General features: G+C 31.5%; 21 protein-coding genes. 13 read left to right on the top strand and 8 right to left on the bottom strand.

The features are described 5' to 3' along the window. Positions 1-162 precede the first annotated feature (162 nt). Complete coding sequence (locus tag LQ611_RS13030; protein ID WP_025906026.1) at positions 163-2343, bottom strand: AraC family transcriptional regulator; 2181 nt, start codon at positions 2341-2343, stop codon at positions 163-165. Between the two features lie 263 nt (positions 2344-2606). Between LQ611_RS13030 and LQ611_RS13025 the strand changes: the two genes are divergently transcribed. Next, entirely contained in the window at positions 2607-2936 is a 330-nt protein-coding gene (locus LQ611_RS13025; protein WP_025906024.1) for a MarR family transcriptional regulator, read from the top strand. A gap of 55 nt (positions 2937-2991) precedes the next feature. Here the strand turns inward: LQ611_RS13025 and LQ611_RS13020 are convergent, their stop codons facing one another. Continuing rightward, positions 2992-3207: a DUF2922 domain-containing protein gene (locus LQ611_RS13020; RefSeq protein ID WP_025906022.1), complete on the bottom strand. Its 216-nt coding sequence runs from the start codon at positions 3205-3207 to the stop codon at positions 2992-2994. A gap of 31 nt (positions 3208-3238) precedes the next feature. Further along, positions 3239-3448, bottom strand: coding sequence for a DUF1659 domain-containing protein (locus tag LQ611_RS13015; RefSeq protein WP_025906021.1), 210 nt, complete (start codon positions 3446-3448; stop codon positions 3239-3241). Positions 3449-3584: 136 nt separating this feature from the next. On the opposite strand from LQ611_RS13015, the gene LQ611_RS13010 reads away from it, so the two are divergent. Genes LQ611_RS13010 through LQ611_RS12975 form a run of 8 tightly spaced genes read left to right on the top strand, consistent with a single transcriptional unit; the run spans position 3585 to position 10046 of the window. Further along, on the top strand, positions 3585-4136 hold the full coding sequence (locus tag LQ611_RS13010; protein ID WP_107565897.1) for a tyrosine-type recombinase/integrase: 552 nt from the start codon (positions 3585-3587) through the stop codon (positions 4134-4136). 18 nt (positions 4137-4154) lie between these two features. Then, positions 4155-6554, top strand: coding sequence for a DUF4040 family protein (locus tag LQ611_RS13005; protein WP_107572989.1), 2400 nt, complete (start codon positions 4155-4157; stop codon positions 6552-6554). Continuing rightward, entirely contained in the window at positions 6541-6966 is a 426-nt protein-coding gene (locus LQ611_RS13000; RefSeq protein WP_025906014.1) for a monovalent cation/H+ antiporter subunit B, read from the top strand. The genes LQ611_RS13005 and LQ611_RS13000 overlap by 14 nt, the downstream gene beginning before the upstream one ends. Then, positions 6963-7310 carry a Na(+)/H(+) antiporter subunit C gene (locus LQ611_RS12995; RefSeq protein ID WP_025906012.1) on the top strand — a complete coding sequence of 116 codons (348 nt, stop codon included), beginning with the start codon at positions 6963-6965 and terminating at the stop codon, positions 7308-7310. Before LQ611_RS13000 ends, LQ611_RS12995 begins: the two co-directional genes overlap by 4 nt. Next, complete coding sequence (locus LQ611_RS12990) at positions 7303-8799, top strand: Na+/H+ antiporter subunit D (protein ID WP_025906010.1); 1497 nt, start codon at positions 7303-7305, stop codon at positions 8797-8799. Before LQ611_RS12995 ends, LQ611_RS12990 begins: the two co-directional genes overlap by 8 nt. Before the next feature lie 2 nt (positions 8800-8801). Further along, positions 8802-9284, top strand: a complete 483-nt coding sequence (locus tag LQ611_RS12985; protein WP_025906008.1) for a Na+/H+ antiporter subunit E — start codon at positions 8802-8804, stop codon at positions 9282-9284. Continuing rightward, positions 9284-9577, top strand: coding sequence for a monovalent cation/H+ antiporter complex subunit F (locus LQ611_RS12980; protein WP_049320936.1), 294 nt, complete (start codon positions 9284-9286; stop codon positions 9575-9577). The genes LQ611_RS12985 and LQ611_RS12980 overlap by 1 nt, the downstream gene beginning before the upstream one ends. Continuing rightward, on the top strand, positions 9555-10046 hold the full coding sequence (locus tag LQ611_RS12975) for a Na+/H+ antiporter subunit G (RefSeq protein ID WP_025906003.1): 492 nt from the start codon (positions 9555-9557) through the stop codon (positions 10044-10046). Before LQ611_RS12980 ends, LQ611_RS12975 begins: the two co-directional genes overlap by 23 nt. A gap of 237 nt (positions 10047-10283) precedes the next feature. On the opposite strand, the gene mntC is transcribed toward LQ611_RS12975, so the two are convergent. The 3 genes from mntC to LQ611_RS12960 are packed head-to-tail and all read right to left on the bottom strand — an operon-like array spanning position 10284 to position 12746. Then, the gene (gene mntC / locus LQ611_RS12970; protein WP_107572988.1) at positions 10284-11201 is read right to left on the bottom strand and encodes a manganese ABC transporter substrate-binding lipoprotein MntC; all 918 of its coding nucleotides are present in this window, start codon (positions 11199-11201) and stop codon (positions 10284-10286) included. Positions 11202-11211: 10 nt separating this feature from the next. Continuing rightward, positions 11212-12036, bottom strand: a complete 825-nt coding sequence (locus tag LQ611_RS12965) for a metal ABC transporter permease (RefSeq protein WP_103361294.1) — start codon at positions 12034-12036, stop codon at positions 11212-11214. Next, complete coding sequence (locus LQ611_RS12960) at positions 12033-12746, bottom strand: metal ABC transporter ATP-binding protein (protein ID WP_107565902.1); 714 nt, start codon at positions 12744-12746, stop codon at positions 12033-12035. Before LQ611_RS12960 ends, LQ611_RS12965 begins: the two co-directional genes overlap by 4 nt. 144 nt (positions 12747-12890) lie before the next feature. On the opposite strand from LQ611_RS12960, the gene LQ611_RS12955 reads away from it, so the two are divergent. Beyond that, a complete protein-coding gene (locus LQ611_RS12955; RefSeq protein ID WP_025905995.1) occupies positions 12891-13541 on the top strand; it encodes a metal-dependent transcriptional regulator in 651 nt (216 codons plus the stop codon). A gap of 101 nt (positions 13542-13642) precedes the next feature. On the opposite strand, the gene LQ611_RS12950 is transcribed toward LQ611_RS12955, so the two are convergent. Then, positions 13643-14392, bottom strand: coding sequence for a M50 family metallopeptidase (locus LQ611_RS12950; RefSeq protein ID WP_051539267.1), 750 nt, complete (start codon positions 14390-14392; stop codon positions 13643-13645). 88 nt (positions 14393-14480) lie between these two features. Next, positions 14481-15848, bottom strand: a complete 1368-nt coding sequence (gene pbp4, locus LQ611_RS12945) for a penicillin-binding protein PBP4 (protein ID WP_107565904.1) — start codon at positions 15846-15848, stop codon at positions 14481-14483. A gap of 185 nt (positions 15849-16033) precedes the next feature. Between pbp4 and LQ611_RS12940 the strand changes: the two genes are divergently transcribed. The 3 genes from LQ611_RS12940 to LQ611_RS12930 all read left to right on the top strand — a co-directional run bounded on the left by LQ611_RS12940 (position 16034) and on the right by LQ611_RS12930 (position 20621). Then, positions 16034-17755 carry an ABC transporter ATP-binding protein gene (locus LQ611_RS12940; protein ID WP_025905989.1) on the top strand — a complete coding sequence of 574 codons (1722 nt, stop codon included), beginning with the start codon at positions 16034-16036 and terminating at the stop codon, positions 17753-17755. A 290-nt stretch (positions 17756-18045) separates the two neighbouring features. Beyond that, a complete protein-coding gene (locus LQ611_RS12935) occupies positions 18046-19644 on the top strand; it encodes an L-lactate permease (protein ID WP_025905987.1) in 1599 nt (532 codons plus the stop codon). A 23-nt stretch (positions 19645-19667) separates the two neighbouring features. Beyond that, entirely contained in the window at positions 19668-20621 is a 954-nt protein-coding gene (locus LQ611_RS12930; protein ID WP_025905986.1) for an L-lactate dehydrogenase, read from the top strand. The last annotated feature ends 303 nt before the right edge of the window (positions 20622-20924 follow it).

Raw genomic sequence — 20924 nt, 5'->3', positions numbered from 1 at the left:
AATATGCCACTCTTTTCATAGAAAAAACACCTCCGTATAAATTCATTTTAATATGAATTCAACGAAAGTGTTTTTATTTTACTCCCACATCATGGGGTTAGTGCAAAACGATGCCCAAGGTTTTTTTATGGATTTTTAATCAGTTTGTTTGACTATGTGTTTCTATCCTCTATTTTGTACAATCAATAATTGGACAGCGTTCGTTTTTAAGAAATAAGTTTCATCAATTTTATTTGTGTTATAATCTGCCATTTCTATATCTGGCGAACAATATCTATCTAATAATACTGTATTTAAGAAGTCCAAATTACCATGAGTATGATCTAACTTTCTAATCGCTTTAAAGATATTTCCATTGTCTTGGTCGAAAGTAATTTTCGTAACTCTGAATTTATCGAATGGGATGTCTCGATAAGATAAGATAATTCCGATATTATTTTGATAGTTGATATCATGTGGATGATACAGTTCATAGTTAAATAATAAATAGAATATTTTATTATGAATTTCAAATTTAATATAGTTTGGACCTTCATAAAATTCATGACCGTTAAAATGACTTAGTATAGATAATAAATAATTCGTTGGACTTTTACAGTGATATTTTAAATATAAAGATAAAGGCTGTTCAATGGATGAATATTTAGCAGAGGATTCTTCCATTAACCAAAATCCTATACCAGATATGTAATTTGTAATACTCATTAAATGCTTTAACATAATGGACGCATTAAAATAAAAGCTTTTACTGGTATACGTATCACCGTTTAATATATTCCATTCCATTGGGATAACATGTTTATTTTTTGACTTTAAATAAGCCATATTTTGAATAAGTTGTTTCGTATGTTGCTTTGTAATGTCTGCGATATCATAATTGTTGATTTCATCTAAGTTATACAAGTCGTTAAAGTTATAACTTAATGCAAAAGCATCAATATCTTCATATTGTGAAAAATCAATCTCTAATTCTTCATATAAATGCATAAATGGATTTGGCGCATTTATTCCAATATGTATATCAGGTAATTTCATCTTTGTTTCTCTAATTTGCTTTTTAACATGATAGATATCACTATAATCTACATCAAAGTAGATTTCTCCATTCTTGTTATAAAAATAATTGTAAATGGCATCTATTAATTCATGCCAGTTGTTTTTAAAGTTGTCGTCGTCATAATCAATATCATATATTTTTATGGCTGGTATGATTCTCGTATCTGAAAACATACTTAAACAAAAAGCTAAATTTTGTTTATAATGATTTTGATGTTCTTCACTAAAGAAAGTCTTCATTGAACAATGAATAACAATAATAGGTGTATCCGTCATTTTCTCTACATTTTCTAAAATTTCACCAAGAAAAGGCGTATAGAAATCATAAACACCACCGACATGTAAATATGTCTTATGATTTGCTGAGAGGGTCTTAAAAGGTACATCACTAAATGCCATCCTTTTATATTCATGAACAAACGATTTATTATGCATCAATTTTTGTAATTTTGAAATCAATGAAGCTTTTTCCTCTTTAGAAATTACTTCATTTTCTTTATCTTTTTTATGATGTCTATATTGAAGACGGTATTGATTAGGTGTTACATGAAATTGTTCTTTAAATTGTCTATTAAAGTTATGATAACTAGAAAAACCATGACTATTTGCGATTTGTTCTGTTTTAAACTGCGTGAACAGTAATGCGTACGTCGCTTGAAAAAGTCTTGTTTCCTTTAAATATTGAATAAATGTTGTTCCCATTTGTTTAGAGAATTCTCTAGATAAATGTTCAGGAGAAATATAAAAATGACTCGCGACACTATTAAGTGATAATCTTTCGTGATAATTTTGATCAATATATTGTTTTACTTTATAAATAAGACTGCTGAGTTCTATTTCAATATGACCATAATTTTTAGTATCCACTTGAAAACGTTCAAACATAATTTTATAAATCTCAACAACATAATTACTGCATCTAATTTTAACGTTTGTTAAGTTTGCAAGAATTGCTCTAATAAATAAGTCTTTAATTTCATGTTTATATCTATCTAATTCATTAGTCTTCGTCGTACGTGGAATCCTAAAGACAAATGCTTCTTCTCCACTTAAATTTTCCATCATCGCATAACTGATATGAAGTATAGCGACCAATCCATTATTAATGATTGGTAAATAATTATCGTTATCTTGAAGATAGAATAGGTCACCGACATTAAATTCATAAGTCGTATGATTTAATGTAACCTCTGTATGACCTTCTAAAACAAAACATAAAGCACCATAGCCGAGTAGTTTCGGGTTAATGATACTTTCTTTATGTAGTGAAATCTTATAGTTGTACAAATAATCACCTCTCAATAAAGACAAATTATGGAATAAAACATCAAAATCTGTCAATATATTTCTTTATTTAACAATATGATATCAAAAATAGTATGTAAATGTTACCTAATTTAATAAAATGGAGAAGATACTTCATAATAAATCAAATATGTTAATCGATTTAATCAAAATATGAATTTAAAACGCGTTAAAATAATAATTAATGAAATTTGTGTATTGTGAACTATTAAAAATCGGGAAAAATTAAATTGGGAGGGCTTTACTTGATAGAAACATTCAACAAAACCATTCAACAAATGATCGACTATGAGAATAAAGTGACAACTTTAAAAAATGAAAAGAAATTATCACTCGTTGATTTCATTATTTTAGAAGAAATATACACTGCAAAAGAAATTACAATCAAAGAAATTCTAAGTGGAAAGCTTTTAGAATTAAAAACAAGACCTTCTAATATAGGTACAAACTTAGCAAAATTATATAGAAAAGGTTTAATCGATAAATATAGAAGTAATCTCGACGAAAGAAAAGTTTACTACTTTATGGATGCAGAACATAAAGAAAAATACGAAACACTCGTTAAAGATATATAAGAAAAAAGGCAAGGACAAAATTTATGTCCTTGCCTTTTCTGTAGCTATAGAATACTTATTTAATCAATTGTCGTGTGCTGCGCTCGATATATTGTGCGGAATGGATTGATACAAGCTCACCTTTATTTAAGTTAAATAAGTTAAGCTTCATAATTTTATTCATCGCATCTTCTACGATATCGCTTGATAAGTCTGCTTTTGGATTTTGAATTTGTAATGTAAATGTCTTCTCTAAAGAAGTTTTAAATGTTAATTCTAATACTCTTTTCATATTTTCACCTCCTAAATCTTTTTAGATAGTACTAATTTTCTATCTGTATTGTTTTGACGATATATGCATCTTTAAATTTCTCGTCACTTAATGTTTCGATAATGCCTTTAAAAGTTTTAACTTGTTCGGGTGTAACGTTTAAATTAATTGCATTAAATTTACGTTGAACAGTTTTTACTTTAGAAGCTTCATCTAAATACTGATGCAATAAAATAATGTTGATGTCTTTAACTGTTTCCATAAGTAAAACCTCCTTTCACTTTATATATCGAAATAAGTATGTAAAAACGACAAAAAAATGTATAAATTACTTTCATGTTACTCAAATATATATTATTATTAATATGTACCTTAATTAGGAAGGATGGACCAAATTTATGCAACAAGTATCTCCAATTAAGAATAAAGATGACATTAGAGCAATGTATGAAGTATTGAAATCACATAGTGAACGAGACTATTTATTGTTTAGCTTAGCTATTCATACGGGTATGAAAGTAAACCAGCTACTTAATTTAACGGTCCAAGATTTATTTGATGAGGACAATGATATAAAGCAAGATTGGATAAATAACGAACAGGATTTAATTAAAGTTGTTATACCGTTACATTTGAGATCGAGTTTATCCACTTTTATTTATGAAGAAGGATTAAAAAGAGATGACTTTGTGTTTATGTCCATCAAAACAAAAAAACAATTATCAAGACAACAAGCTTATCGAATTATACATGTTGCAGCTGAAGAAGTAGGGTTGAAGAATATCGGGTTGTACTCGTTAAGGAAGACTTTTGCATATCATGCCTTCAAATCAGGGGTATCTGTTTCGATTATTCAAAAATACCTCGGACATCAATCGTTAATAGAAACTTTAAAATTCATTGATGTCACGACAATAAAAAAAGAAACGACAATTGAACTTAATATATAGAGAGAAAGGGGTCAATGTATGGCTTTAATATGGCTGTTTTTAATGATTATCGTTGTGATGTCGATCGTGCTCATGACGATGAATACAAAGTTTAGCCGATTTGCTGGATGGCTAAGTTTAATTGCGCCAGTTCTAAGTTCCATATATTTCTTAAGTCAAATTAAGACGATATATGCTGGCCAAAGTATTACTTATTTCCAAGAGTGGATTCCACTTGTAGATGTTAATTTAGATTTACGTTTAGATGGTTTATCTTTAATTTTTGCACTACTTATTTCATTAATCGGTGCAGGTGTCTTCTTATATGCCATTTATTATCTTTCCCATGAAAAAGAGAATCTTCCAAGATTTTATACGTATTTGTTAATGTTTATGTTAGCAATGTTAGGTGTCGTACTTTCAAATAATACGATATTGTTATATACATTTTGGGAGTTAACAAGTATTTCTTCATTCTTGCTCATTTCATATTGGTATCAACGTAGAAAGAGTCAAGACGGTGCTTTGAAATCATTTTTAATTACAGTGTTTGGCGGTATGGCAATGTTAGTTGGATTGATTTTGCTATACAGCATTACGGGTACGAATACAATTACTGAACAAGTCGGTATGATTGATAAAATTTATGAATCACCATGGTTTGTACTTGCAGTCATTTTAATCTTACTCGGAGCATTTACGAAATCTGCACAATTTCCATTTCATATTTGGTTGCCAGATGCAATGGAAGCACCAACACCTGTCAGTGCTTATTTACATTCAGCAACAATGGTTAAAGCAGGATTATATTTATTATTAAGATTTACACCAATTATCGGTCAAAGTACATGGGTCGTTTATACAGTTGTTACTATCGGTTTAGTGACATTATTAGTAGGTTCATTCTTTGCAGTTAATAAGAAAGATTTAAAAGCAATGCTTGCCTATTCAACAATCAGTCAGCTCGGTATGATTATGACGATGATCGGTTTAGGGCTATTAGCATTAAATAGTAATTTTAAAGCAGATAACGAAATCTTTTTAGCGAGTTTATTTGCAGCATTATTCCATTTAATTAACCATGCGATTTTTAAAAGTGTTCTATTTATGGGTGTCGGTATTATCGATCATGAAACAGGAACAAGAGATGTTAAAAAGCTTGGTGGATTAAGAACAATCATGCCAATAACAGCAGTTGTCATGACAATCAGTGCACTATCTATGGCAGGTATTCCGTTATTTAATGGTTTCTTAAGTAAAGAGAAATTCTTTACGAGTTTAGTAGAAACAGGACACACAGATATCTTTAATCAAACGATGTCTACCGTAATGATATTAGCTGGGTTTGTCGGCAGTATATTTACATTTGTATATTGTATTAAACTCATTAAAGAACCATTTTTCGGTAAGCTTAAAAAAGAACAATTACCGAAAGTACCACGTCATGATGGCGGCGGGTTATTAATCTCACCAATGATTATTGTATTGTTTGTTCCAATCATTTTCTTTGTACCGAATGTATTAGGAGAATATTTAATTGGTCCAGCATTAAGAGATATATTCCACGATAGCGAGATTATGGCTCATTTACCACATATTAAAGCGTGGCACGGATTTACAGTAGAATTATTCTTAACACTTGGCATATACATTATTGGGACACTTCTTATACTCGTGCCAAAATGGGATGTTATTTATAGTAAGATTTCTAAAAACTTAGAAATCAATACGCTATATACAAAAGGTATGGATGCATTAGATCGTATCAGTACGTTTTCAATTCAAGGTATTATGAATAATAAACTGAATCAATATTTACACATTATTTATGTAATCTTCTTTGTCATTATGGGATATGGTATTTATCAAGTCGGTATTTATGATATTGCTTATTACCATATTACTGAAGCGACAACATTTGAAATCATTATATTAATTAATATAGTGATTACTGCAACAGCGTTAATGTTTATACGAGAAAGAATGACAATGACGATTTTAAATGGTGTCATCGGGTATTCGATCGCGGTCGTATTCATATTTATGAAAGCACCTGATTTAGCTTTAACGCAACTTGTTATAGAAACGATTACGACAGTATTATTCTTATTAGTGTTCTATCATTTACCAAACGTTCAGAAAGATACACCAAACGTTATCAGTGAAATTGTGAAATTAACAATTGCTTTATTAATGGCAGTATTTGTTGTGGTCTTTGTCATTATGATGCAACAAGATAGCCTGTTCGACAAAATTTCATTCTACTATGATAATGCATACGAATTAGCAGGTGTTAAAAATATCGTTAACGGTATTCTAGGAGACTTTAGAGCGTTAGATACAATGCTTGAAGGAATCGTTATATTAATTGCAGGATTAGGTATATTTACATTAGTTGAATTTAAGATAAGAAAGGATGAGCCAAATGAAAGAAAATGATGTTGTATTAGAAACGATATCCAAAATTGCTATATTCATAATATTGACGTTTGGATTTTATATTTTTCTTGCTGGTCACGATAACCCAGGTGGTGGGTTTATTGGTGGACTCGTCTTTAGCTCAGCCTTTATCTTAATGTTTTTAGCTTTTGATGTGGAAACAGTCGTTCAATCAATGCCATTAGACTTTAGAGCAGTTACGATTATTGGATGTCTCATTTCAATTGGTACAGGTATTATTCCAATGTTCTTTGGACATCCGATGTTAACACATGAGGATGGCTATATGACATGGCCGTTGTTAGGTGAGATTCATTTATCAAGCGTTACACTTTTTGAGCTCGGCATACTACTTACTGTAGTAGGGGCAGTTGTAACAATCATGCTTGCGATAAGTGGTGATAACAGTTGAATTTAATACTGGTTATTATAATAGGCGTACTCACATTTGTAGGAACATATATGATTTTGTCTAAGAACTTAATTCGAATTGTTATTGGTACAGCAATTTATACACACGTAGCAAACTTAATGATTTTATCCATGAGCGAGTTTGGTGGAAAGAATGTTCCACTTATTAATGGAGAAGGTAAAGATTATGTCGATCCTTTACCTCAAGCATTGATCTTAACAGCTATTGTAATTGGTTTTGCTGTTACAGCATTTTTACTCGTACTTATATATAGAACATTTAAGTTGACGAAAGTAAATAGAATAGAGGCGTTACGCGGTGAGGATGAAGATGTAGATGAATAATTTAATATTAGTACCATTACTCGTACCTTTAATTACTGGATTAATATTGTTCTTCTTTAAAGAACGTTTAGCTTTAACAAGACGTATCGCGGTAACGAGTTTATCAATTACAACAATCATCTCGGTATGGCTACTTATAGAAGTTAGTCTTAATAAAGTACTTGTTATTAACTTTGGAGATTGGCAACCACCATATGGTATACAGTTTGTCGGAGATGAATTAGCACTTCTATTTACATCTGTTTCTTGTTTTGTTGTAACAGTTATTATATATTTTGGTTTTGGTAAACGAGAAAGAGTAGCAAATAGATATTTCTTACCATCTTTTATACTATTTTTATTAACAGGTGTTAACGGAAGTTTCTTAACGGCAGATATCTTCAATTTATACGTTATGTTTGAAATTATGTTATTAGCATCATTTGTATTATTAACACTTGGACAATCTATCGAACAACTAAGAGCGAGTGTTATTTATGTTGTTATTAATGTTGTCAGTTCTTGGTTCTTCTTAATGGGTGTAGCATACTTATATGGAACGTTAGGCACGTTGAACTTTGGACACATCGCAATGCGTATAACTGAAAGTAATCAACCAACGACCGTTACTTTAGTAGCAGTTATTATGATTTTCGTCTTTGGTGGTAAAGCAGCCTTAGTAATGTTTATGTGGTTGCCGAAAGCATATGCAGCTTTAAACACTGAATTAGCGGCATTGTTTGCCAGCCTTATGACTAAAGTCGGTGTCTATGCATTGATAAGAGTTATGGTGTTGATGTTCGATGAAAAGCCAGAAGTTACACATTTCCTATTATATATTATGGCTATCATCACAATGATCATCGGCAGTATCGGTGTATTAGGATTTAAAGATATTAAAAAGATTGCAGCTTACCAAGTTATTTTATCAATAGGATTTGCTGTCCTCGGTTTAAGTGCAAATAATAGTGATGGTATTACAGGGGCAATATTCTATGTCAGTCATGATATGATTATTAAAACATTATTATTCTTAATCATAGGTACTTTCGTATTATTATCAGGCACGAGATATTATGATCAGTTTGGTGGATTAATTAAATATTATCCTAGTTTAGGGATTATATTCTTTATCACGATATTATCAATCGGTGGTGTACCACCATTTAGTGGATTTCCTGGGAAATTATTAATTATTAAAGGTGCTTTAGATAATGGTTATACAATTGGTGTCATCGTGATGGTAATTACAAGTGTCATCGCCATGTACAGTTTACTAAGAATATTCTTAGTGATGTACTTCGGTAGAAACGATATTCCTAAAGTTGAAAGGGTTCCACTTTCTAAACATAAATTATACGCGATGATCATATTAACAGTAGCTACTATCGTATTAGGTATTGCATCACAATATGTATTGAATATTTCAGAATTAGCAGCACAATTTAACATACATGAACAGTCATATATTAAAGAAATTATTCCAAACGTAGAAGTGGAGGCGAAGTAATAATGGCACAGTTGTTATTAAATATTTTAATCGCCTTCTTATGGACGTTATTCCAAGATGAAGATAAATTTCATTTATCTACCTTTGTAGGTGGATATCTCATTGGTATCGTTATTGTTTATTTAATGCATAGATTCTTTGGACATGTCTTCTACTTGAAAAAAGTTTGGGTAATCTTCAAGTTTATTTGTGTTTATAACTATCAACTTGTGACTTCAAGTATGACAACAATCAATTATATTTTATTTAAAACAAACAAAGTTAATCCAGGTCTTGTAACATATGAAACAACGTTAAAACAAGATTGGGCGATTACATTGTTAACATTGCTTATTATGCTTACACCAGGTTCTGTTGTGCTTAGACTTTCACCTGATGGTAGGAGATTCTTTATACATGCAATTGATATTTCAGATAAAGAAAAAGAAATTTTAACGAAGCAAATTAAGAAATATGAAAAACTAATCTGGGAGGTGCTTAAATAATGTCATTTATCATATTAGCAATTATCAAAACAGCGCTTGTTATATATGGTATTTCCATTGTTGTCGTACTTCTCAGAACGATCATAGGTCCAACTACTGCGGATAGAGTCATTGCTTTTGATGCAATCGGTGCGATTTTAGTTTCCGTAGTAGGGGTATTAAGCATTATTTATGATACATTCAGTTATTTAGAAGCGAGTTTGATTATCGCAATACTTTCTTTCTTGAGTACAGTAGGTATTTCACGTTTCATAGAAGGGGGTCGTGTCTTTGAATCTAAGCGAGATCGTTAGTTTAATTGCCGCTTTATCAATATTGTTAGGTTCAATAGCAGCGCTCATCAGTGCGATAGGAATTGTACGCTTTAGAGATACATTTCTTCGAAGTCATGCCGCTACTAAAAGTTCTACATTATCTGTGTTGCTTACTTTGACAGGTGTGTTTATATATTTCTTAGTGACACAAGAATACTTTAGTGTCCGAACATTATTAACAATACTGTTCTTATATTTAACATCTCCAGTAGCAGGACATATGATTATTAGAGCAGCTTATAATTCAGGATCATATATGTATATGAAAGAATTTACTAAAAAAGGTACTTCATTAAACTTCAGGTATGATCGTAAAGAAACAAAGAAAGACAGAAGAAGAAGAGCCGAAAAAAGACAAATGATGAACGAGGCATTTTCTAAAAATGATAAAGAAACATTTAGTAAATATAAGCAAGTCATGAAAAAAGATGATCCAACATTAAAATAATAGAATTTATTTGAGAAGTGTATGTTATGGGTGTCGTTAGGGACAGAATTCTGAGAAATGTCTCTAAGGATACGAGTTCTAATTACCAGAATTCGGAATAATGATAGTTACAGCATTCTAACTACCACAATTCAGAATAATGGAAGTTACAGCGTTCTAATTACCAGAATTCGAGATAATGGAAGTTATATACACAAAGAAGAGGCCGAGATGATTAAATCTCGGCCTCTTTTTTCATTATTTCATACTATTATGAATAGCTTCTGCATTGTGTTCCATCATATTGTAATATGAGTTACCTTTAGAATCTTTTTTACCGATTGAATCTGTGAATACTTCATCTTTAATGTTGAGGCTTGTTTCTTCTGCTAATGTTTGCATACTTTTCTTATCAACACTTGTTTCGACGACTAATGATTTTAGATCATGGTCTTTCACAAATTTAATGGCTTGCTTCATTTGATCTGGTATACCTTGTTTTTCTGTATTAATCTCCCAAATATATCCTGGTGTTATATGATAGCTTTTAGCGAAGTATTTAAATGCCCCTTCACTTGTTATAAAAGCACGTTTATCTTCAGGAATATCATTGAATGCTGTCATCATTTTATGATGTAGTTTATCTAGTTTATTCGTGTATTTTTCAGCATTGTCTTTAAATTGTTTACTGTGATCTTTATCTATATCACTTAAGTGTTTTTCAATTGTATTGACGTATTTTATACCATTTTCAATGCTTAACCAAGCGTGTGGATCGATTTTATTTTTATTGCCTTCTCCACCTTTTAAATAAATAGGTGTAACGTCTTCAGTTGCTTGAATAACATTTTTGTCTGAGACTTTTTTACCTGCTTGTTCTAATGCTTTTTCAAACCAACCATTTCCACTTTCAAGGTTAAAACCATTATATATAATGACATCTGCATCTGTTAATGCTTTGACGTCTTTTGGTTTAATTTCATATTCGTGAGGGTCTTGACCGATAGGGACGATGCTTGTAACTTTTGCATCAGACTTTGTCACTTCTTTAGTCATATCCGCTAATATTGAATTTGTTGTTACAATTTTTAAATGTTTGTCTTCATTAGATGATGTTGCATTACAAGCACTTAATAAAATAATGATAGCGAGTAATGGCATAAATAATTTCTTCATGTTTAACCTCCTAAGCAAATTTTAATTTCATTTTATGTATGGTGAATGTAATCATGTACACTAAGCAGCAGACTAATACGATACACGCGCCACTTGGTAAGTTATAAAGGTAACTTATATACATGCCACAGGCCGCACATATTGCACTGATAACACTTGCGACAATCATCATTGATTTTAATGATTTTGTGATTAAAAATGCAGCTGAACTCGGTGTAATAAGTAGTGCAACGACAAGTATAATGCCCACTGTTTGTAAACTAGCAACTGTTACAAGCGCTAATAGCATCATGACAAAATAATGAATGACTTTTACATTTAAACCGCTCATTCTAGCTGCAATAGGGTCAAACGTTGATAAATGCAAGGGTTTGTAAAATAATATGACACAAGCGATAACAATTATACTGACTATGCTCGTTGTATAAAATGCACTTGAAGTTACTGCTAGTATGTTCCCAAATAAAATATGATATAAATCAGTAGAGGAGTTAATTTGACTTATGATAATAATTCCAAGGGAAAAGAATGCAGTAAAGATAATACCGATAGCTGCGTCATTTTTAGTTTTTGAGTGTTGGGCAATGTAACCAATCAAAAAGCTCGTTAACATACCGGTAATGAGTGCACCTATAAACATCGGAATGTTCAATACGTAACTTATTGCAACACCAGGCAGTACAGCGTGGCTCATAGCATCACCCATTAAAGACAAACCTCTTAGTATGATGAGGCTACCTACAATGCCACAGACAACACCAACTACAATAGCAGTAATCAGCGCTCGACTTAAGAAATTATATTGTATTAGGGATGAGATAAATTCATTAATCATGGTGTAACGCCTTCCTTTAGAAATACTTCTTTAATATTGTGTTCTGTTAATGCTTCAGATGCCGTGCCAAAAAATTTAATAGTTCGATTGAGGAGGATGATTCTATCGAAATATAGTTTGGCTTTTTGAATATCATGATGAACAATTATGATGAGTTTTCCTTCTGACTTTAATCTTCTAAGCATGTTTATCATGATTTCTTCACTTTTAAAATCAATACCGACAAATGGTTCATCGAGACATAATAAATCACTGTCTTTCATTAAAGACTTTGCTAAAAGAACACGTTGTAATTGACCACCACTTAATTGATTTAATGTCTTATCTTTTAATTCAGTTAGTTGTAACTCTGACATTAATTGATCCCTTTTTTGATAAGCTTCTTTTATTAATGGCCTAAACCAACCTGATGTAGCATAATAGCCTGTTAATAAACTATCTTGAACAGTGATAGGGAAATCTAAATCTAATTGATTTCTTTGAGGAATATACGTTAATTGTTTCAACTGTTGGTTTATCGGTTTATCATGCCAATAAACTTCTCCTGATGCCTTAAATTCACCCAAAATCGATTTAATGAATGAAGATTTTCCTGCACCATTCGGTCCCATAATGCCAATTAATTCACCTGTAGATTCAATGGTTAAATTAATATCATGCAATATGTGCTGTTGTCCTAAATATAAATTTAAATTTTTTACCTGCAACATGTTATCACCTTTTCTAAAAATAAGTTTAGGCTAACCTAAACTTTAATTCGATTATATTAGAAAATTATCTAAAGTCAAGAGATAGCCTGTAAAAATAAATCGTGGTACAATAAATATATGATAATAAAAGTGAGGTCAGAGTAGATGTTGACTGAAGAACAAGAAGACTACTTAAAAGCGATTTTTGGATTAAATGGCACAACAGATTACGTATCCAATAAGAATTTAGCGCAAGATTTAAATATTAAACCTTCATCAGTTAGTGAAATGATGTTACGTTTGAAAAAGGATGATTACGTAGATATTCGTCCATATAAAGGTGTGAAATTAACTCAAAAGGGTTTAGATCATACAACTAATATTATTAAAAGACATAGACTCATAGAGCGATTCTTAATAGAAGAACTTGAATATACTTGGGATGAAGTTCACGAAGAGGCAGAAATATTAGAACATCGTGTGTCTGACCGTTTTATAGATAAGATAGATAAGTTAATGGGTTACCCAACAACTTGTCCGCATGGTGGTATTATTCCAAGAGAGAATCAAATAGAGGAAATTTATAACACATCATTAAATGAGTTTGAAATTGGAGATGACGTTGAAATTAAACGTGTAATGGATTACGTGAATCTCTTAGATTATTTAAGTAATCAAGAATTGCATATTGGCGATGTAGTAACAATTAGCAATAAAGATAGCTTAAACCAACTCATAGAACTTAAACTAAAAGATAAAACAATTATGATAAGTGAAACAAATGCATCATATTTGTTTGGTATAAAAACAGCTTAATAAATAAATAAAAACCAGCAGAAATTCAAGCGAATGAATTTCTGCTGGTTTTTTTGTTAATGGATTAAAATAACGGGACTCCATATTAAAAGTTCCAATATCTACGGCCATAAAATATTAAAAGTATACATAACAGCATATACATTAATCGCTATCCATATAACACTAAAGAAGATAGTTGGAATTTTAGTGAGTTGTCTTAACTGACTACCATCCCATTCTTGTCTTGAACGTGAGAATGTTAATAGGAATATTGTAATACTCGATTGTGCGACTTCACCTAATAATGTTCCTAAACTGATGTGATAAATATACGTAATGATTTGTCCAAAGTCATGTATATTCGGTGCAGATAGTACTTCGTATAAAGCTACTGCAATAACGACGAGAATGATACTTGGGATAAATTTCTTAGATGTTAATATGACATAGAATAAAAACATGATCAGAAGAATGATTAAGAAAATTGGTCCGAATGTGTGATATTTAAGCCATACACCTAAAATCAACATAATCGGCGGCATGATATAACCGAATAAAGTCGTTATAAATTGATTTAAACGTGATTTGGAACCAGTAACGGCGTAACCTTGTCTACCGGTTTCCATGCGCTCTTTACGACGCCAAACAACTACGAGGTCTTTAGGCTTACCACCTGATAGTTTATTTGCTATAACATGACCCATCTCATGAATGAGTATTGGAAAATAACCTAAAATGATATCAATTAAACTTAAAATGGGCTGTTGTCTTCTATGATGAACAAATACATATATAAGCGCGATGATCGTTATCATTGTTAAGGATAAATTAATTGGTTCTGATAGAAAATTCGGTAAAAATTGAATCAAAAAAACGTCACCTCGTATTGAATAGTTTAAGACTATTCTACACTAAAGTGACGTTTTTGTTGTCGGACTTAAGACTTAATATCCGTTATTATTTTTTCTTACGCTTGATTAACCAAGTTAATAAAAGAATGATTCCAGCAATAAGTAAGATTGACGCTGTCATAATAATAGGTCTATTATCAGTACTTGTTACTTTTTTCTTTGTTTCGTTAAATTTATGTTTACTTGGCGTTTCTACTTTTACAGACGGTGGACCATAGCTATCATTGATATAAGAACGGTTATAATCAATGCTTGCACGTCCATCTTTAAGTACGACTTTATAATCTACGCCTTTACGAACGACATCATATAAGTCCTCTGTAACGTAGTATTTTTTGCCATTAATTTTTTGAGTACCTTTAGATAATACTTTTTTCCATTCATATTCTTTGAATGATTTTTCCATCAAGCTATTACCCATCATATTACGTTCTTTCTCTCCACCAACACTGTTGTAATCTCCTGCACCTAAAAGAACTTGGTTAATTCTTAATCCATCTCTTTTAGTAGAAAGACTGTGGTTATAGTCGGCAGTGTCACTAGAACCCGTTTTCAGACCATCAGTACCTTTAAGTGACATATCTGCACCTTCAAGTGAATGATTATACGTATAATATGTAACGTAGTGAACAGTAGGGGCAACTTTTTTAGTGTATTCTAAAATGTCAGGATACTGTTTTACAAGATGTTGCGTTAAAATGGCAAAATCTCTAGCTGTTGTATAGTTATCTTCATCTGATTGATAACGTTTAGCTTTATATTCTAGTAATAAATTATTAGAAGCACCATTAGCATTGTAGAATTTCGTATGTTCCATACCTAATTTCTTAGCTGTTTCATTCATGTAGTCAACAAAGTCAGAATCTAAATCCTTTTTTTGTTGTTTAGATGCTGTATTTTTATTGGAGTCTTTATCTTTTTTATCTATCTTTTTAGCAGAAGCTAAGTTCTCAGCTTTCATCGTTTCTCTTCCTAGAATCATCGCACCTGCATTTGAAGAGTTAGAAACGGTAATTTGCATGAGTTCAGAGATTGTATAAACATCTCCTGGATACAATTTTGTATTACTTAATTCTGGTAATGTAGATAAACGATATTCTTCGTTTGTCATTTTAACTTTAGCATTTTTATCAAGTTTGCCACTATTGATTGCTTTTTCAGTTAAATATAATGTCATTAATTTAGACATACTAGCTGGATACCATTTAGCATCTATTTTATATTCATACAAAATTTGACCAGTATCAGAACTATAGTTAATAGCGCCTTCGGGTTCATAGATTTCACCGAGTGAGTATCCATCTTCATTGGCTACTTGTGTTGGTGATTTCGGTTTATCCGCTGCATAAGCACTTTGAGTTACTGGTATGCTCAATAAAAGTAATGCAAAAAATAATAATAGACTTTTTTTCATGAATAAGACCTCTTTATTTATTTTTAAAATTAACTATATCATTCTAACATATATTAATTAACTACCCTACAATAAGATAACAAATGAACGTTAATTTTTTGTGAACATATTTTAAATTTGGTATGTATAATCTCAATGCTGTAAAATATAACTATATCATTAATTTTAGTGAAGAGGTTATTAAAATGACAAAACAAAATCCTCTGCTTTATTTACTAAAAAAGGTAGACTGGCCTAAAAAATTAGTGTTTACGGCTATGACACTTTCAATTTTAGGTAGTCTTAGTGGTTTGCTCGTACCATTATTTACTGGGAAATTAGTAGATACATTTAATGCAGAAAGTTTAGATTTAAGAATGGTTTGGCTATTTATAGGTGTATTTTTAGTAAATGCAGTCTTGAGCGGTATCGGGACATATTTACTAAGCAAGATTGGTGAAAAAACAATTTATTCAATTAGAGAAAAGTTATGGAAGCATTTAATCAATTTAAAAATGAGTTTCTTTGATAAAAACGAAAGTGGACAATTGATGAGTAGAATTACAGATGATACAAATGTGATTAATTTATTTATCTCTGAAAAAGCACCAAGTGTATTGCCATCATTGTTAACACTTATTGGTTCGATTGTGATGTTATTTATTTTAGATTGGCAAATGACGCTCATGACATTTCTAATCTTACCTATATTTATCGGGATAATGGTACCTTTAGGACGAAAAATGGGTAAAATCTCAAAAGACACACAAACTGAGATTTCTAGGTTCAGCGGTATATTAGGAAGAGTACTTACAGAAATGAAATTAGTAAAAGTGACGGCGTCAGAAGAAAAAGAACTGGAAAAAACGAAAGGTACTTTATTAGGTATATATGATCTTGGATTAAAAGAAGCTAAAATTAGAGCAATCATTTCTCCACTTTCAGGCGTTATTATGACGTTAACCGTAGCTGTCATACTTGGATTTGGTGGTATTAGAGTTTCGAGTGGTGCGATTACTGCAGGGACATTAGTTGCAATGATATTCTATGTTGTACAATTATCTGCTCCAATTTTGAATTTTTCTATGTTTTTAACGGATTATAAGAAAGCTGTCGGCGCAAGTGAACGTATCTATGAGATTTATCAAGAAGAAGCGGAAAAAAGAGGCGATGATCATAATCAACCGATTACGAATCATCAAGATATTACATTTGAAAATGTTTCTTTTGGATATGAAGACAATCCTGTCATTAAAGATTTATCTTTATCCATCCGTTCTGGAGAAGTGACAGCATTTGTTGGTCCTTCAGGTTCAGGAAAAAGTACGCTGTTCAGTTTAATTGAAAGACTTTATCCAATTGATCATGGCCAAATATTATATGGGAACCAACCAATAGATGATATATCTTTAAAATATTGGCGACAGAAAATTGGATATGTTATGCAATCTAATGCGATGATGTCAGGGACGATTCGAGATAATTTAACATATGGTGTCTATTCAGAAGTAGATGAAGAAAAACTCGTACATTATACGAAGATGGCACGCTGTTATGATTTTATAATGGCGTTTCCACAAGGGTTTGATACAGAAATCGGTGAAAGAGGTACCAAATTATCTGGCGGTCAAAGACAACGAATAGATATCGCACGAAGTTTCATTAAGAATCCAGATATTCTACTACTAGATGAAGCGACAGCTAATTTAGATAGTGAAAGTGAATTCTACATTCAACAAGCGTTGAATGAATTAATGAAAGATCGTACAACTATTGTGATTGCTCATAGACTTGCTACGATAAAAAAAGCGAATCAAATTGTATTTTTAGATAAAGGTGAAATCACAGGCGTAGGTACCCATCAAGAATTATTAGCATCTCATGATAAGTATAGACATTTTGTAAATACTCAAAGTTTAACTGAATAATATAGAAGTGAATTGAACAAGATCCTAGAAAAATATTTCAGGATCTTGTTTTTTATTATAAAAAATTTTAAAAAATATGAGAAATAATGAAAACGCAACCATTTAGATGGGGCAAAGGATTCAATAAATATCAAAAAACGAGTCAAAAATAATTCGTGATTTTTTTCACAAAATGTGCGTCAAACCTATTGACCTCAGGGAATTGAGGTGCTATATTTATATTGTGAAAAACATCACAAATGTTAAAGATGCGCATCTTGAAAAATAAAATAAGAAAGAAGTTGTTCATTGTGCTACTAAATAATATAAATCCATTAGACAACGTTACACTATCAGCAGTTGTTGCTAGTATACCGATTATATTATTTCTATTATGTTTAACAGTTTTTAAAATGAAAGGTATTTATGCATCTATTACAACACTTATTGTAACTTTAGTCATTGCATCATTTATCTTCGAATTACCACATACTGTAGCGACTGGAGCTATAACAGAAGGATTCTTTCAAGGTATTCTTCCAATAGGGTATATCGTCGTAATGGCAGTATGGTTATACAAAGTTTCAATTGGTACAGGACAATTTAGTATCATTCAAGATAGTATTTCAGGTATTTCTCAAGACCAACGTATCCAATTATTATTAATAGGTTTTAGTTTTAATGCATTTTTAGAAGGTGCTGCTGGGTTTGGTGTTCCTATCGCAATATGTAGTGTATTGTTAATTCAAATTGGTTTTAAACCTTTACAAGCAGCAATGCTTTGTTTAATTGCTAACGGAGCAGCGGGCGCTTTTGGTGCGATTGGTATTCCAGTTGGTATTATAGATAGTTTAGGTCTTCACGGTAATATTTCAGCGCTTGAAGTATCACAGATTTCAACACTTACACTTCCAATCTTGAACTTCTTTATTCCATTTTTACTTGTCATGATATTGGATGGATTCAAAGGTGTGAAAGAAATTTTACCGATGATTCTTGTTGTAAGTACAACTTATACAGGATTACAAATATTGATTACGTATTTCCAAGGTCCAGAATTGGCTGATATTATTCCACCATTATTATCTATGGTTGCATTAGCAATTTTCTCAAAATATTATCAACCAAAAAATATTTTCAGAATTTCAGATCAAGAAGTATTGGAAACAAAGAAACATTCTGTTAAAACCATTATGTATGCATGGAGTCCATTCTATATTTTAACAATTTTCGTCATGATATGGAGTGCACCATTTTTCAAAGCTTTATTTGCTGAAGGTGGTTTACTTTCTTCATTAGTATGGAATATAAGTATTCCAGGTACATTTAATGAAATTACTAATAAACTGATCACATTAAAAATCGATATCTTTAGCGCAACTGGTACTGCAATATTAATCTCAGTAGTGATCACAATATTAATTTCGAAACACTTTAAGTTTAGTGACGCATTCAATTTACTAGGCGTAACAATTAAAGAATTGTGGTTACCAATTTTGACAATCTGCTTTATTTTAGCTATTGCTAAAATCACAACTTACGGCGGACTAACAGCTGCAATGGGTCAAGGTATTGCAAAAGCTGGTAACATCTTCCCAATACTATCTCCAGTATTAGGTTGGATAGGTGTATTCATGACTGGTTCAGTCGTTAATAACAACACATTGTTTGCACCAATTCAAGCGTCAGTAGCAAGTCAAATTGGTACAAGCGGACCATTGCTAGTTGCAGCAAATACAGCAGGTGGTGTAGCAGCTAAATTAATCTCACCACAATCTATCGCAATTGCAACAGCTGCTGTTAGAGAAGTTGGTAAAGAGTCTGAATTGCTTAAAATGACTTTGAAATATAGTGTCGGATTCTTAATATTCATCTGTGTATGGACATTTATTTTAACAATAATTTTATAAATATAAATTGAGGAGCGATTATAATGAAACAATTCAAAGGTAAAAAAGTCGTATTAGTAGGTAATGGTGCAGTAGGTTCAAGTTATGCATTTTCAATGATAAACCAAGGTATTTGTGATGAATTTGTCATCATAGACTTAGATAAAAAGAAAGTAATCGGGGATGTCATGGATTTAAATCATGGTACAGTATACGGACCATCACCAATTAAAGTTAAATCAGGTGACTATAAAGATTGTCATGATGCAGACTTAGTAGTTATTTGTGCAGGTGCAGCACAAAAACCAGGTGAAACAAGACTAGATTTAGTAGCAAAAAATATGAAAATTTTCAAATCAATCGTTACTGAAATAATGGAATCAGGATTTGATGGTATATTCTTAATTGCCACTAACCCAGTAGATGTATTAACTTATGCAACTATGAAATTCTCTGGTTTACCAAAAGAACGTGTAATCGGATCAGGTACTATATTAGATACAGCAAGATTTAGATATTTATTAAGTGAAGAATTCGATGTCGCACCACAAAGTGTACATGCAAACATTATTGGTGAACATGGTGATTCAGAATTACCAGTATGGTCTCATGCCAATATAGCGGGTAAACCATTAAGAAGTATTATTGAAAAAGACGAATCACGTAAACATAGAGTAGAAGAAATATTTGTACAAACTCGAGATGCAGCATATGAAATTATAGAAGCAAAAGGCGCAACTTATTACGGAGTAGCAATGGGGTTAATGCGTATTACAAAAGCTATTTTGAACAACCAAGATGTGGTGCTAACAGTGTCTGCATATTTAGAAGGCGAGTACGGACATGAAGGCGTGTATATAGGCGTACCAGCACTTATAAACAGATCAGGCATTAGAGAAGTTATCGAAATGCCATTAGATGAAGAAGAAAAATCATTATTCGATAACTCTGTTAAAGTGTTGAAAGATATACAAGCACCATTTGAAGAAGAATTTTAATAGTAAGATATATCAGGGATTTAATATATGAAGATTTTAGTAGTACCGACAAAGTCTAGAAAAGATTTTGTCGGTATTTTTTGTGGTGACTGTTTGAATTAAGGGGGATTGTGAAAATGAGCGGGATTGGAAGCGGAAGATAGTGGAAGACGTGAGTTAAAGGCGGAGTAAACCCACGAGTCGCGGCTTAATGTCTGAATAAAGCCAAGAGATGTACTGAACCCAAAAATCTAAACCTTAATTAGTATATTATTTCAAAGGTTTGTCTCCTGTAATTTTTGGGAGATAAGCCTTTTAATTTTG

The organism is Mammaliicoccus sp. L-M44, from assembly GCF_022386355.1.
GTDB classification, from domain to species: Bacteria; Bacillota; Bacilli; order Staphylococcales; family Staphylococcaceae; genus Mammaliicoccus; species Mammaliicoccus sciuri_A.
This window is presented reverse-complemented; position numbering and strand designations above follow the sequence as displayed.